The organism is Rhizobium sp. YTUHZ044, from assembly GCF_051123975.1.
In the GTDB taxonomy this organism is placed as follows: domain Bacteria; phylum Pseudomonadota; class Alphaproteobacteria; order Rhizobiales; family Rhizobiaceae; genus Rhizobium.
In genome coordinates this window covers 140,759-154,860 of the sequence record NZ_CP101431.1, presented here as the reverse complement: position 1 = coordinate 154,860, position 14,102 = coordinate 140,759, and the positions used below count along the sequence as shown (strand labels likewise).

14 protein-coding genes are annotated in these 14,102 nt (G+C 63.6%); 3 read left to right on the top strand and 11 right to left on the bottom strand.

The window, feature by feature from the left end:
• Nucleotides 1–17: 17 nt before the first annotated feature.
• The 6 genes from NL154_RS31485 to NL154_RS31460 are packed head-to-tail and all read right to left on the bottom strand — an operon-like array spanning nucleotide 18 to nucleotide 7,250.
• Complete coding sequence (locus tag NL154_RS31485; protein ID WP_210633585.1) at nucleotides 18–1,307, bottom strand: amidohydrolase family protein; 1,290 nt, start codon at nucleotides 1,305–1,307, stop codon at nucleotides 18–20.
• A gap of 26 nt (nucleotides 1,308–1,333) precedes the next feature.
• A complete protein-coding gene (locus NL154_RS31480; protein ID WP_221147516.1) occupies nucleotides 1,334–2,278 on the bottom strand; it encodes an ABC transporter permease in 945 nt (314 codons plus the stop codon).
• Nucleotides 2,275–3,324: an ABC transporter permease gene (locus NL154_RS31475; RefSeq protein WP_434734653.1), complete on the bottom strand. Its 1,050-nt coding sequence runs from the start codon at nucleotides 3,322–3,324 to the stop codon at nucleotides 2,275–2,277. The genes NL154_RS31480 and NL154_RS31475 overlap by 4 nt, the downstream gene beginning before the upstream one ends.
• Nucleotides 3,314–4,846, bottom strand: a complete 1,533-nt coding sequence (locus NL154_RS31470) for an ABC transporter ATP-binding protein (RefSeq protein WP_434734652.1) — start codon at nucleotides 4,844–4,846, stop codon at nucleotides 3,314–3,316. Before NL154_RS31470 ends, NL154_RS31475 begins: the two co-directional genes overlap by 11 nt.
• Nucleotides 4,843–6,255, bottom strand: a complete 1,413-nt coding sequence (locus tag NL154_RS31465) for an amidase (RefSeq protein ID WP_210633581.1) — start codon at nucleotides 6,253–6,255, stop codon at nucleotides 4,843–4,845. The genes NL154_RS31470 and NL154_RS31465 overlap by 4 nt, the downstream gene beginning before the upstream one ends.
• Nucleotides 6,256–6,263: 8 nt before the next feature.
• Entirely contained in the window at nucleotides 6,264–7,250 is a 987-nt protein-coding gene (locus NL154_RS31460) for a BMP family protein (protein ID WP_210633580.1), read from the bottom strand.
• Nucleotides 7,251–7,486: 236 nt separating this feature from the next.
• Here NL154_RS31460 and NL154_RS31455 point away from each other — a divergent pair, with 236 nt between their 5' ends.
• Entirely contained in the window at nucleotides 7,487–8,164 is a 678-nt protein-coding gene (locus tag NL154_RS31455) for a lysophospholipid acyltransferase family protein (RefSeq protein ID WP_247241822.1), read from the top strand.
• Nucleotides 8,161–9,090 (top strand): phosphatidate cytidylyltransferase, encoded by a 930-nt coding sequence (locus tag NL154_RS31450; RefSeq protein WP_210633579.1) that lies wholly within the window; start codon nucleotides 8,161–8,163, stop codon nucleotides 9,088–9,090. Before NL154_RS31455 ends, NL154_RS31450 begins: the two co-directional genes overlap by 4 nt.
• A gap of 21 nt (nucleotides 9,091–9,111) precedes the next feature.
• On the opposite strand, the gene NL154_RS31445 is transcribed toward NL154_RS31450, so the two are convergent.
• From NL154_RS31445 to NL154_RS31435, 3 genes are all read right to left on the bottom strand, one after another.
• Nucleotides 9,112–9,435: a chaperone modulator CbpM gene (locus tag NL154_RS31445; RefSeq protein ID WP_210633578.1), complete on the bottom strand. Its 324-nt coding sequence runs from the start codon at nucleotides 9,433–9,435 to the stop codon at nucleotides 9,112–9,114.
• A gap of 2 nt (nucleotides 9,436–9,437) precedes the next feature.
• Complete coding sequence (locus NL154_RS31440; protein WP_221124348.1) at nucleotides 9,438–10,352, bottom strand: DnaJ C-terminal domain-containing protein; 915 nt, start codon at nucleotides 10,350–10,352, stop codon at nucleotides 9,438–9,440.
• A gap of 131 nt (nucleotides 10,353–10,483) precedes the next feature.
• The gene (locus NL154_RS31435; protein ID WP_210633576.1) at nucleotides 10,484–10,951 is read right to left on the bottom strand and encodes a universal stress protein; all 468 of its coding nucleotides are present in this window, start codon (nucleotides 10,949–10,951) and stop codon (nucleotides 10,484–10,486) included.
• Between the two features lie 209 nt (nucleotides 10,952–11,160).
• On the opposite strand from NL154_RS31435, the gene NL154_RS31430 reads away from it, so the two are divergent.
• Nucleotides 11,161–12,024, top strand: a complete 864-nt coding sequence (locus NL154_RS31430; protein WP_434734651.1) for a DUF1932 domain-containing protein — start codon at nucleotides 11,161–11,163, stop codon at nucleotides 12,022–12,024.
• A gap of 41 nt (nucleotides 12,025–12,065) precedes the next feature.
• On the opposite strand, the gene NL154_RS31425 is transcribed toward NL154_RS31430, so the two are convergent.
• Nucleotides 12,066–12,908 carry a phosphoenolpyruvate hydrolase family protein gene (locus NL154_RS31425; RefSeq protein WP_210633574.1) on the bottom strand — a complete coding sequence of 281 codons (843 nt, stop codon included), beginning with the start codon at nucleotides 12,906–12,908 and terminating at the stop codon, nucleotides 12,066–12,068.
• A complete protein-coding gene (locus NL154_RS31420; protein ID WP_210633573.1) occupies nucleotides 12,901–14,097 on the bottom strand; it encodes a Tm-1-like ATP-binding domain-containing protein in 1,197 nt (398 codons plus the stop codon). The genes NL154_RS31425 and NL154_RS31420 overlap by 8 nt, the downstream gene beginning before the upstream one ends.
• Between the last annotated feature and the right edge of the window lie 5 nt (nucleotides 14,098–14,102).

Here is a 14,102-nt window from a genome sequence, read left to right as displayed (position 1 = left end):
GCAGGCGTCGTCGCGTCTCAATAGCGCGGCGCGTAATCCAGACCACCATCGATCCGGGCCGGACGCCCGTCCAGGAAAAGCTCGCCGATGCGCGGCGCCGAGCGGACGATAACCTTGCCGCGGCGGATCACGGCCAGTCGGTTCGGCTTCAGCCGCAGCGCTTCCAGCGTATCGCGCGCCTGGAGGATGACGAGGTCGGCGTTGCATCCCTTCTCCAGGCCGTAACCTGAAAGGCCCATCGTCTTTGCCGAGTTGACCGTCAGGGCATCGAAGATCTTCTTCTTGTCTTCGATGCCGGCCATCTGCGCGACATGGATCGCCATATGGCCGACCTCCAGCATGTCGCCTGATCCCATCGAATACCACGGGTCCATGACGCAATCATGCCCGAAGGAAACGTTGAGCCCGGCATCCATCAACTCCCTCACGCGGGTCATGCCGCGGCGTTTCGGATAGGTATCGTGCCGGCCTTGCAGCATGATGTTGATCAGCGGATTGGGGATGACGTTGATCTTAGCCTCTGCCATCAGCGGGATGAGCTTGGAAACATAATAATTGTCCATCGAATGCATCGAGGTCAGATGCGAGCCAGCGACACGTCCCTGCAGTCCGAAGCGGATGGTTTGCGCGGCCAGCGTCTCGATATGGCGCGAGAGCGGATCGTCGGTTTCGTCGCAATGCATGTCGACCGGCAGGCCGCGATCGGCGGCGATACGGCAGAGCGCCTCGACCGAGGCCGTCCCTTCGCCCATCGTCCGTTCGAAGTGCGGAATGCCGCCGACGATGTCGACGCCCATGTCGAGAGCACGGTTGAGCGCGTCGATCGCGCCCGGCGAGCGGTAATAGCCGTCTTGCGGGAAGGCGACCAATTGCAGGTCGATATAGGGCGCGACCCTCTCGCGGACCTCGATCATCGCCTCGACCGTCACCAGCCTGGGATCGCTGGTATCGACATGGCTGCGGATGAAAAGCAGGCCTTGCGTCACCGCCAGATCGCAATAGCGCAGCGCGCGATCGACCAGTTCTTCCCTCGTCACGATGGGGCGCAGCTCGCCCCAAAGTGCGATGCCTTCGAGCAGCGTGCCGGAGACGTTCATGCGCGGCAGGCCGAGCGACAGGGTGGCGTCCATATGAAAATGCGGATCGACGAAAGGCGGGCTGATCAGCCTGCCGGTTGCATCGATTTCTTCGCCAGCCTGCGCCTGGAGATTGGGCTCGACGGCAAAGATCCTGCCGCCCTCGATGCCGATATCGATGCCGGTGCGGCCATCGGGGAGATTTGCGTTTCTGACGATCAGATCGAACATCGGAGCCTCGTTGGATGTGGACGGTCTCAGCGCTCGCCGCGGCGGTAGGGCTGCATCAGCGCCTGCGGAACGCGGGCGCGGCGGGCCATGACGGCAAGCGCGGCGATGGAGAGAATATAGGGCGTCATCAGGAAGAGCTGATAGGGCACAAGCCCGCTCAGCACGGTTTGCAGCCGAAGCTGAAAGGCATCGAAGAACGCGAAGAGCAGGGCGCCGAAAAGCGCCCGGCCCGGCCGCCAGGAGGCGAAGACGACGAGCGCGATGCAGATCCATCCGCGCCCCTGCACCATGGTCGGGAAGAAGCTGTTGAACGCCGACAAGGTCAGGAAGGCGCCGCCCATTCCCATCAGCGCGCTGCCGGCGATGACCGCGCCGTAACGCACCTTCATCGGATTGACGCCCTGGGCTTCCGCAGCATGCGGGTTTTCGCCGGTCATGCGGATCGCAAGCCCCATGGGCGTGCGGAAGATGATGTAGGCCATCAACAGGGCGATCAGGATCGCAAGATAGGTCGGCGCGGTCTGCGTGAAGAAGGCCGGGCCGATGAAAGGCAGCGTCGAGAGGCCGGGAATGGCGATCGGCTGGAACGGCACGATGGTCGGCGGCGTATTGGCAAGCGGCACGATCAGCCGGAAGACATAATAACTGAAGCTCGATGCAAAGAGCGTGACGCCGAGACCGGAGACATGCTGCGAGAGGCCGAGCGTCACCGTCAGCCCCGCATGCAGCAGACCGAAGACGCCGCCGGCGATCGCAGCAATCAGCAGGCCGGTCCAGAGATCGGCGCCATGATAGACGGAAAGCCAGCCGATCATCGCGCCGAAGGTCATGATGCCTTCGATGCCGAGATTGAGCACACCCGCCCGTTCACAGAGCAGGGCGCCGAGCGTGCCGAAAATCAGCGGCGTGGCGATCCGCAGGATTGCCGCCCAGAGGCCGGCGGAGGCGATGATATCGAACAGCTGCATCATCGCCGGATCCTGTACTGGGTGAAGAACAACGCGATCAGCATCGTCAGCAGCGACAGCGCCACTGTGACATCGGCGATATAGGTCGGGATGCCGAGACCCCGGCTCATGCCGTCGGCGCCCACGAACATGGTGGCCGTGAAAATGGCGGCGAAGACGACACCGAGCGGATTGAGATTGGCAAGCATCGCCACCACGATGCCGGCGTAGCCGAAACCGGGCGACAGATCGGTCGTCACGTAACCCTTGACGCCCATCACCTCGATCGCGCCTGCAAGCCCCGCAAGCCCGCCCGAGAGGCAGGCGACCTTCACCAGCGTTCTGCCGAGGGGCACACCTGCGAAGACCGCGCCGGCGGGATTGAGGCCCGCAGCGCGGGACTGCATGCCGAACACCGTACGGGACTGAACGAAATGGACGACGACGGCAAGAACGATGGCGATCGCAAAGCCGATATGCAGGCGCGAGCGGGCGATCAGCTTCGGCAGCATGGCGTGATCGCTGACGGATTGCGACTGCGGCCAGCCGAAAGCGAGCGGATCCTTGAGAACCCCGTCGATCAGCATCGACACGAAAAGCACGGCGATGAAGTTGATGAGCAGGCTGGTGACGACCTCATCGACGGAAAAGCGCAGCCTGAGCCATAGCGGAACCAGGATCAGCACCATGCCGGCGATGGCGCCGATCAGCAGCAGGAGCGGGACGAGGATGGGCGCGGGAAGATTGCCCAGCAGTTTCGAACTTGCTGCCGCAACGGCAATGGCGCCGAGATAGAACTGGCCCTCGGCGCCAATATTCCAGAGCCGCGCCCGGAAGGCGACGGCGGCAGCAAGCCCGGTCAGCATCAGCGGCGTTGCCCGTGTCAGCGTTTCGGTCGCCGAAAGCCGCGAACCGAAGGCGCCGGTCAGAATGCGCCAATAGGCGTCGACAACAGGTGCGCCGGCGATCGAGATCAAGATGCCCGCCAGCGCCAGCGCCGCGATGATGGCGATGACGGGGGTGGCGATCAGCAGGTAAAGCGGGCGGTGCTCGCGGCGCTCAAATCGCATGATCGGCCTCGCGGGTCTCTTGCCATTCGCCGGCCATCATCAGCCCCAGCCTGCGGGCGTCGGCGCCATCGGCGTCGACGGGCGGCGACAGCCGGCCGCCGACGATCGCCTGTATGCGGTCTGCAAGCGCAATCACCTCGTCAAGATCCTCCGAGATCAGCAGCACCGCAGTCCCCTGCCGACGAGCTTCCAGCAGGCGCGCATGCACGGCGGCAACCGCACCTTCATCGAGGCCGCGCGCAGGCTGCGCCGCGATCAGGATGCGCGGCCGCCGATATAGACTGCGCCCGAGAATGAGCTTTTGCATATTGCCGCCGGACAGCAGCCGCGCGCGGGTTGCCGGGCCGCCGCCGCGAACGTCGAAGCCGTCGATGATCTCGCGGGCAAAGGCCATGCCGGCCTTGCGGTTGACGAGCCCGCGGCGCGAGAAGGTGGGCGAAGCGATGCGCTCCAGCACCGCATTTTCCCAGATGGCCATTTCGCCGATCACGCCCTCATGGTTGCGGTCCTCGGGAATGCGGCCAATGCCGGCTTCGACGACATCGGCGACGCCGAGATGACCGACCGCTTCCCCGAACAGCCTGAGGTCGCCGCCGCTGCGCGCCAGCGTGCCGGACAGAAGGCGCGCCAACGCCGCCTGGCCATTGCCCGAAACGCCGATGATGCCGAGGATCTCGCCCTGATGCAGCCGAAAGCTGACCGATTTCAGCCGATCGACGCCGCCGGTGCGCACCGTCACGCCGTCCGCTTCGAGGGCAATGGCCCCGGGTGTCGACGGCTCGCGCACGGGCCGTGTGACGCGCCGCCCGACCATCAGTTCGGCGAGTTCCGCCTTGCTGGTTTCCGCTGCCCTGCGTTCGGCGACCATCTTGCCGCCGCGTAAGACGACGATGCGGTCGGCCGCAGCCATGACCTCATCGAGCTTGTGCGAGATAAAGATCAACGACAGGCCCTGGCGGGCCATTTCCTTCAGCGTCGTGAACAGCCGCTCGGCCTCGATGTTGGTCAGCACCGCCGTCGGCTCGTCGAGGATGAGGATGCGGGCGTCGTTGTAGAGCGCCTTGAGGATTTCCACTCGCTGCTGCTCACCGACCGACAGATCGCCAAGGCGAGCGTCGGGATCAACCGTGAGGCCGAAGCGCTCGGAAATGGCCAGGAGCTTCTTGCGCGCCGCTGACGTTGCCGAACGCCAGGACCATAGTCCCTCCGTGCCGGTCATGACATTTTCAAGGACCGTCAGATTGGGGGCGAGCGAGAAATGCTGGTGCACCATGCCGACGCCGGCGCGGATTGCCGCGCGCGGCTTTCCCTGCGGCAGCTCGGCGCCGTCGATCAGAATTCGGCCGGCATCCGGCACGTAATGGCCGAAAAGGATACTCATCAGCGTGGTCTTGCCGGCACCGTTCTCGCCGAGCAGGGCCACGATCTCGCCCTTGGCGAGGGTCATGGAAATATCGTCATTGGCGAGATTGGCGCCGAAGCGTTTGCTGACGCCGACAATCTCGAGAACAGACCGGGTCATGACAACAATCCCGCCACCGGAAACCGGTGCTGCCATCGCCCCTCGGCCTCCAGGCGTGCGGCAAGCGACAGAAGGCGTGGCTCGTGGCCCATAGGCGCCAAGAGCTGCAGCGGCAGCGGCATAGCCTGTTGATCCTGTCCGAAAGGGAGCGTCAAAGCAGGAAAACCCGAAATATTGGCCAGGCAGGCAAGCGGCGCGAATGCCGCCATTCGTTCGAGATGCAGTTCCGTGTCGGCATGATCGGACGGAAAGGAGCCGATCGCAAGGGGCGCGGCGGCGAGCATCGGCATCAGGATGCAATCGACCCTGTCGAACAGTGACCAGAGACGATGGCTCACCAGGACGGCGTCGCTCAGGGTGTTCCAGAGCATAATGGCCGACAGTGCCCGCCCGCGCGCCGCGAAAGCCTGCGTGAGAGGCTCGGCCCTGCTTTCATCGAGCACTGCCGCCTCGATGAGCGCCGCGAGGTTGACGGAAACGATATCGGCGAAGGCGCGGCTGCTGGCGATGACGCTCCATTCGAAGTCGGTCCAGGCGAGCGGGACGACGACATGTCCATCGTTCTCGAGCACGCGCACCGCCGCCTCGACGGCTGTGAGCCGATCGCCCTCGGTCGGGTAGGCCGACCCAGTATCGGTCAGCAAGCCGATCCGCAAACGGCCAGCGCCGGTATCGACAGGGGAGGGATCCGCAACAGGGCCGCGCGCATGACCGGTCAACCGGCTGAAAATCAGTGCCGTATCCCGCACCGAGCGGCAGACCGCGAGTTCGCTGGCGATGCCGGCGAGGTGGTTGCCGAAGGATGGTCCGCCCGGAATGGCGCCGCGGGTCGGCTTCAGTCCGACGAGGCCGCAACAGGCGGCCGGCACACGGATCGAGCCGCCGGCGTCGGTGGCATGGGCGATCGCGACGATCCCGGCCGCAACCGCCGCCGCAGCGCCGCCGGAGGAGCCGCCGGCGGTGCGGGCCGGATCGAGCGGATTGCGGCAGACAGGCCCGATTGCCGGTTCGCTGGCGAGCGAAAGGCCGAATTCCGGGCTCGTCGTCAAGCCGAACAGGCAGAAGCCAGCATCGCGGAACCGAGAAGCAAGATCGGAATCGGCTTCGCCGCCCTTTCGTTCGAAGAGGCGAGAACCAGCCGTCACCGGCAACCCGGCAAAGGGGCCGCCAAGATCTTTCGCCAAGGTCGGCACGCCGGGAAAGGGCCGGGCGGCAAAATCGCCGGGCGCGCTCTGCCGCTCCCGATCGCAGGCGTGCGCCGCGGCGAAACCCATGGCGGCATCGAGATAGGCGATCGCGCCGAGCGACTCATGCCGTGCGGCGGCCTCGAGGGAGATCTGCAAGGCTTCTGCAGCACTCAGGCTGCCATGCCTGATCGCTGCCGCCAGTTCCGTCGCATCGCCCTGCATGGGGCGAACTACTTCGGCTCTTCCATCAACTTCGGAACTTCGAAGGTGCCGGCCTTGATCTCCGCCCGCTTGGCTTCCATCGCGGCCTCCGCCTCGGCAGGCGCAACGCCCTTGACGAAGACGATATCGCTGCCGCCTTCCTTCATCAGGCCGTAAGACGTGTAGTTCCTCCCGACTGGTTTGCCGGCAGCGACATCGGCGATCGCGGCATTGAGGATCGGGCGGAAATACCACATGGCGTTGGCAAACACCGTATCCGGATAACGCGGCGTGTAATCGACCAGCGAGCCGACCGACTTAATGCCGCGTTCCTTGGCAGCGTCGGCCGTGCCGATGCGCTCGCCGAACAGGATGTCGGCGCCGGCGTCGATCTGGGCAAGACCGGCTTCACGGGCCTTCGGCGGATCGAAAAAGGTGCCGATGAACGAGACGAGGTGCTTGGCATTGGGGTTGACCGCCTTGACGCCCGCGGCAAAGGCGTTGATCAGCATATTGACCTCGGGGATCGGAATGGCGCCGACCGAACCGACGATGTTCGACTTGGTCATCTTGCCCGCCAGCATGCCGGCGAGATAGGCGCCGTCATGGTTCCAGGTGCCGAAGACGCCAAAATTGTCGCCGGCCTGCTCGCCGCTTGAACCCAGCACGAAAGCGGTATCGGGATAATCGGCCGCGACCTGCCGCGCCTCCTTTTCCACCGCATAGGCCTCGCCGATAATCAACTTGTTGCCCTGTTCGGCATATTCACGCATGGCGCGGGGATAATCGGTGCCGGAGACGCCCTCGGAGAAGACATATTCGATGACGCCGTCCTTGGCCGCATCCTGGAGGGCCTTGTGCAGACAGGAGTTCCAGGCATTTTCAACCGGCGACGCATGGATGCCGGCAACTTTCAACGGCGCAGCAGCCCTTGCCAGCGGGGCGAAGCCGCTGACGCCAAGCGCAATGCCCGATGCGATGACTGCCCGGCGTGAAATCAGGATGTCTTTGGTCATTGATTGCTCCCCTTTTTTTACCATTTGGTTCAAAAATCATAGCAACGCCCAAAAATGTGTCAAGCAACGAATGAGCTTAAAAATCAGGCTGATCGGTCGCCACGACCTGGCTGAAAGAACGAGATATGGCAGGGCTGCACGCGCGGTGCCGCCGTGCTTCTCGGGCCGGGTTTGCAGGGCTTGGCGCGACGACTCCGGCAGGCTATGCATAGATCAATTGGGTTGGGGAAATTGAAATGGGTGAAGAAGAAGACGCCTCGGGGCGGCCGATCGCGAGCCGGTCGTCGTCCTGGCCGGTCGCGCTCGTCCGTCGCCTTCTCGTGCTGTTCGTCCGGATCATGGTCGGCGCCCGAAGCGAGTGGCGGGGCTGTACGCCCGACCCCCGCCGCCGCATCTATTTCGCCAATCACAACAGCCATGTCGATACCGTTGCCGTCATGGCTGCGCTGCCGTGGCCGGTGCGGCGGCTGACCCACCCGGTCGCGGCGCGCGATTACTGGGGAACGAGCGCTTTTCGGCGTTTCATTGCCGAGAAAGGCCTGCGCGCCGTCCTGATAGACCGCAAGCCTCTGCCCGAGAGCAACCCCTTGGAGCCGGTCGAGCGCCTGCTCGAGGAGGGGCGCTCGGTCCTGATCTTCCCGGAAGGCACGAGAAGCGCCAGCGAGGAGATCGCCCCGTTCCGCAGCGGCATCTATCGCCTTGCCTGCCGTTTCCCCGATGTCGATCTCGTGCCGATCCATCTCGACAATCTTCAGCGCATCCTGCCGAAGGGAAGCTGGCTCATCGTGCCGATCACCTGCACGGCGCGCTTCGGCAAGCCGCTGCGCATCGAACCGGGCGAAGCAAAGGACGTGTTCCTGGCCCGCGCCCGTGCAGCAGTCATCGAGTTGGCGGACGGAAAGCACATCGCATGAGCAGCTTTTTCTCCATCGTGCTTGCCGCAATCCTCGGTCTGCTGGCGGTCGCCTCGGCCATCGGCTTCATCCTTCAGCGGCGCGCGACCGAGCCCGGATCCGTCGCGACCGTCCACAATCTCAATGCCCGAATCCGCTCCTGGTGGATCATGGTGGCAATATTCGGCGGTGCGATACTGCTCGGCGATACTGCGGTGGTCGTCCTCTTCGCATTCCTGTCCTTCATGGCGCTTCGCGAATTCTGGACGCTGACGCCATCGCGGCGCGGCGATCACCTGGCGCTGTTCCTGTCCTTCTTCGTCGTGCTGCCGGTGCACTATGTGCTACTCGGGACACTCTGGTACGGCCTCTTCGCGATCTTCATCCCGGTCTATGCCTTCCTGATCCTGCCAGCAGTGGCGACTTTGACAGGCGACGTCAACGAATTCCTGGCGCGCACCGCCAGGGTGCAATGGGGATTGATGCTGACAGTCTATTCGATCAGCCATGCTCCCGCACTTCTGATGCTGCAGACCGGCACGCCCTCGGCCCTTCTCCTGGTCTATCTCGTCATCGTCGTGCAGCTCAGCGACGTCTTCCAATATGTCTGGGGCAAGCTTCTCGGAAAACATCGTTTCTCGCCGAATATCAGCCCATCGAAAACGCTCGAAGGCCTCTTCGGCGGCGGCGCCTCGGCCATCCTTGTCGGAACGCTGCTCTATCGCCTGACGCCGTTCTCGCCGCTGCAGGCGGCGGCCGTCAGCACGGTCATCGTCGTCGCGGGCTTCTTCGGCGGCTTCGTACTCTCGGCGATCAAGCGCGACCTCAACGCCAAGGACTGGGGTTATGTCATCGAGGGTCACGGCGGCGTGCTCGACCGCTTGGACTCTATCACCTTCGCGGCGCCGCTGTTCTTCCACATCGTCCGCTACTGGTACACAACCTGAAGAGACGCACGTGGCCAATTTCTAAAGCCGGTCGATATTCTGGAGACTATCGAACAGCCGTTGCTGGACCTCGCGCTCCTGGCGGCTGATCGCCGTCATGAGCTTGCTCATCGTTCCTCGCAGGCCGTGGAGCTGGTCGACCAGGTTCATGACGACGTCGACGCCGGCCTCGTTGACACCCATATTGCCGATGAGATCGAGGATGAGCTGGGCACGGGCGACGTCAACTTCGCGAAACTGCCGCCCTCCGCTCGACGTCTCCGGGATCAGCCAGCCGTGTTCGATCCAGAAGTCGAGCTGGACGACATCGATTTTCAAGTAAAGACGGAATTCGAGATCATCCATGATCAGGCCTCCATGTTCTTTCTCGGATCGTATGGATGTGCGGCCGCCCATTCCTCCACCAGAGACGTGAGCCGCTCGTCGGGGCGGTCGGGCAATACGATCTTCAGGGTGACGTAGACGTCGCCGTGTCCACCGCCGCGTTTCGGAGCACCCTTGCCTTTGAGACGCAGCACTTTGCCGGTGTTGGAATGCGGCGGCAGCGTCAGGCTGACCGGTCCGGACGGCGTCGGTGCCCGAACCTTGCCTCCGAGCACGGCTTCGCTGAGCGAAATCGGCAGTTCCAGGCGGATGTCGTCGCCGTCACGCGTGAAGAAGCGATGGGGCCGCACGCGAATCTCGATCAGCGCATCGCCCGTTGGCCCACCGCCAATGCCCGGTTCACCCTTGCCGCGCAGCCGCAAGGTTTGGCCGTCGCGGGTTCCCGGCGGGATCTGCACCTCGAGCGCGGGGCCATTGGGAAACTTGATCTCGGTCTTGGCGCCGTTGACGGCCTCGAGAAAATCGACCTCCATGGAGAACCGCCGATCCTGACCCTGGCTGCGCGACCGGCCACCGCCGGTGCGGCGCGAAAAGAAGCTCGCAAAGATGTCATCGGCGTCGCCGAAATCGGCGAAGCCGGCGCTGTTGTGATAGGGATCGTTGGGACCGCTGGCCGCGGCATAATCGCGATAATAGTTGCGCTGGGCCCGCTCGGCGCCCGACATATCGATCTCGCCGCGGTCGAAGCGGCCGCGCTTTTCCTCATCGCTCAAAATCTCGTAGGCGGTCGAAATTTCCTTGAACCTGTCCTCGGCGTGTTTGTCGCCGGGGTTGAGGTCGGGGTGAAGTTTCTTGGCGAGTTTGCGGAAGGCGCTTTGAATATCCTTCTGCGTCGCATCTCGCTTCACGCCCAGAAGCTCATAAGGATCCTGGCTCATGCATATCTCCGGTCGGGCAGTGAATACTGCTGGTTGGGTTGGGATTGATATAGGTTGCCGGTCCGCCGCAGGGGAGGGGATGCCAAGCGTCAAAATCCCGTCATGCCATGATCGGCGGAGGCTCGCCAGGATCAGAGCGAAACGACGTCTTCTGTTTGAGCCGCAGAATCTTCTCCGGCATGATCGAGGCGCCGGTCGATGAGAACCGAGCACCCTGCATGGCGCACGACCTTCTCGACGATCGAGGAGAAGACATAGTCGGTGATATCGGGCACGTGGGATGACAGCAGGATGAGATCGGCTGCTCTCTCCCTTGCGGCCGAGACGAGCAGCGAGGCGGCAACGCCGATGCGAACTTCGATCATCGCCGGGATGTCCAGCTCCTTGCACAGCGACGCAAGTTTCCGTTCGGCGTCGATAATGGCAGCCGTCTCGAATTCCTCGGGGACACCGGTCAGGTGGTGGCGCGGGATATTCTCGATGACATGCATGACGACGATCGTTCCGCCTTCATCCACCAGCGCCGCAGCCCGGCGCAGCAGACGGTTGGCCGTCTGTCTCGAGCCCATGCCGATGCAGCAGATGATCGTGCGATACATTGAGATCAATATCCTCGAATGCGAGTCATTTGCCTGATCATAAGGCTATCCACAGCGTCTGCTTTGACTAAAGTCAAGCCGGACTGCCGCCGGCATATTGGCAACCATCGGCCGCCTCAAGACGAGAATTCAGCCGCATTGTCGCAGTTGACGACCGCCCGATCGGCGGTAACTCTCATGCGGGTGCCGTCACAACATCGAGGTTTCAGATGCCGAGCTTTGCCATTATCGGAGCGGGCGCAATGGGAAGCGCGGTCGCCAAACGATTGATCGAGCATGGCGCTACGGTGCTGACTTGCCTCGATGGCCGAAGCGAGCAGACGATCGTGCGAGCCAAGACAACCGGCATGGTGCCGGTCGGCCGCCAAGAGCTGACCGAAGCCGAGCTGATCCTGTCGATCGTTCCGCCAGCTGAGGCACTCATAGTCGCCGAACTGGTTGCCGACATATCGGCGAGGACGCCGGCGCCGCCCTTCATCGACCTCAATGCAATTGCACCGAAGACAATGCAGACGCTTGCAGCCCGGTTCGACGGCATCGGCGTGACGGTGCTGGACGGCGCTATCATCGGAGGGCCGCCGGTTGCCGGAAAATCAGGTCCGACCCTTTATGTCAGCGGCGACGGCGCGGAGCGAAGCAGACTGCTCGAAGATTACGGCTTACGGGTCCGCAGGCTGGACGGACCGCTCGGCGCAGCTTCGGCGCTGAAAATGTGTTATGCCGGCATCAACAAGGGATTTATCGGCCTTGGCGCTGCCATGCTGCTTGCCGCATCGCGCTCGGGCGCGGTTGAGAGCCTGAAGGCCGAGCTCTCCGAAAGCCTTCCCGATTTCGACCGCAAGCTGTCGAAATCCATTCCAGACATGTATCCCAAGGCCTATCGTTGGGTTGCCGAAATGCAGGAGATTGCCGATTTCCTCGGAGAGGGCGATCCGGCGGCAACCATCTTCCGCGGCATGGCGGATGTTTTCTCCAGGTTGGCGGAGGATGTGGAAGGCAGCCGCGCCCTCGTCGCACAGCTGGACCAGATCCTTCGCTCCCAGCAAGCCTCTGGCGCGATGGTCATGCCATAGCTCATCGCCGGCCGTTGGCGTGCAGCCGGACGAAGCCGCGCCTATATCTTTGCGAAGTCCTCGACCTGCGCCCTGATCGCGACCTCGGTCGGCAAGCGTTCCATCGAGCTTGCCCCGTAAAAGCCGTTGCAGCCCTTGCAGCGGGCGAGCACATGGGCCGCATCCGCGGGCATGGCGATTGGCCCGCCGTGGCAGAGCACGATGACGTCGTTGCGCACCGATCTTGCGGCATCCGACCACGCGTTGATCTTTTCCACGCAGCCGTCGAGCGTCAGCGCCGTTTCGGCGCCGATCGCGCCCCCGGTGGTCAGGCCGAGATGGCAGACGACGATGTCGGCGCCGGCCTTGGTCATGGCCACGGCGTCGTCGCTGCTGAAGACGTAAGGGGTCGTCAGCATGTCCTTGGCGTGGGCGCGGGCGATGATGTCGATTTCCAGATCGAAGCCCATGCCGGTCTCTTCGAGATTGGCGCGGAAGGTGCCGTCGATCAGCCCGATGGTCGGGAAATTCTGAATGCCGGCAAAACCCATTGCCCTCAATTCGTCGAGGAAGTGATCGGGAAGCATGAAGGGGTCGGTGCCGTTGACGCCGGCAAGCACCGGCGTATGGCGCACAACCGGCAGCACCTCGCGGCCCATCTCCTTGACGATCTCATTGGCATTGCCATAGGCCAGCAGGCCGGCCAGCGAGCCGCGCCCGGCCATGCGGTAACGGCCGGAATTATAGATCACGATCAGGTCGATGCCGCCGGCTTCCTCGCTCTTGGCGGAAAGGCCGGTGCCGGCGCCACCGCCGATGATCGGCCGGCCCTCGGCGATCTTCCGTCGAAGCTTGGTCAATATGTCGTTTCTATCGATACGGGTCAAAACTCTCTCCTCAGGCATGGATCTCATGGAAGCCGGCGACGAGTGCGACGGCAAATTCCGGGCTGTTGATATGGGCATCGACCTCGACGAGGCGCCTGTTCGGCGCGTCGTGCCAGCCGGTCCGGATGGCGGAAAACAGTGCCGCGTCGGCTTCGGGATCGTGGAACGGCTGACCGGCGGCGTCGATTGCCGAAACGCCCTGAAGCGGCAGCAGGAAACGAACCGGCCCCTGCATCCGGTTGAGCCGGTCGACGATGAAGGCGCCGATCCTGCTGTTCTCTTCCGGCGTGGTTCGCATCAGTGTCACCTGCGCGTTGTGGATGTGGAGCCTGCGGTCGCGGAAGGCTGCCGGCACCGTTTCCCGCGCGCCGAAATTCACCATGTCGACGGCACCGACCGAGCCGACATAGGGCAGGCCGGTGCGGACGATGGCACCGAAGCGATCCTCGGTCGCCGGAAAAACACCGCCGACAAGGAGATCGGGAACCTCCGTCGTCGTCACGTCGATCACGCCCTGCAGCAGACCGGAATCGGCAAGCTTCTCCATCGACTGGCCGCCGACGCCGGTGGCATGGAAGACGTAGATTTCATGCGTCTCGCCGAGCATCTCGCGAACCTGGGTGACGCAGGAAGTGGTGACGCCGAACATGGTCATGCCGATGCCCGGCCGGTCATCCGCCGAGGCGGGAATGGGGTTGCGGACCATGCCGGCCGCCGCATTGGCGGCATTGCCGATCACCTTGCGTGAGATGGCATTCAGGCCGGCGACGTCGACGACCGAATACATCATGGTGAGGTCGTTCGGCCCGACATAGGGCGCGACATTGCCTGAGGCGACCGTCGAGACCATCAGTTTCGGCACCCCGATCGGCAGTGCCCGCATCGCCTCCGTGACCAGTGCGGTATTGCCGGTTCCGCCAAGACCGAGCACGGCACCGATGTCGCCACGCGAATTGAGAAAAGCCGTCAACGCCTTGGCCATGGCCGAAACCGCTGTCCCCCGGTCCGTTTGTCCAAGGACGGCCGCCGCACCGGCGGGATGAAATTGGGCGACTACGCGCACCTTGATATCGGCGTCCGCGCCGTCCCCCAGCGTGCCGACATCGACCAGCACCGCATCGGCTCCGGCCGAAAGAACCACCTCCTTGGCATAGTTCAATTCAGCGCCCTTGGTGTCGCAGGTACCGACGATATAGACCTTTCCCATTGTTT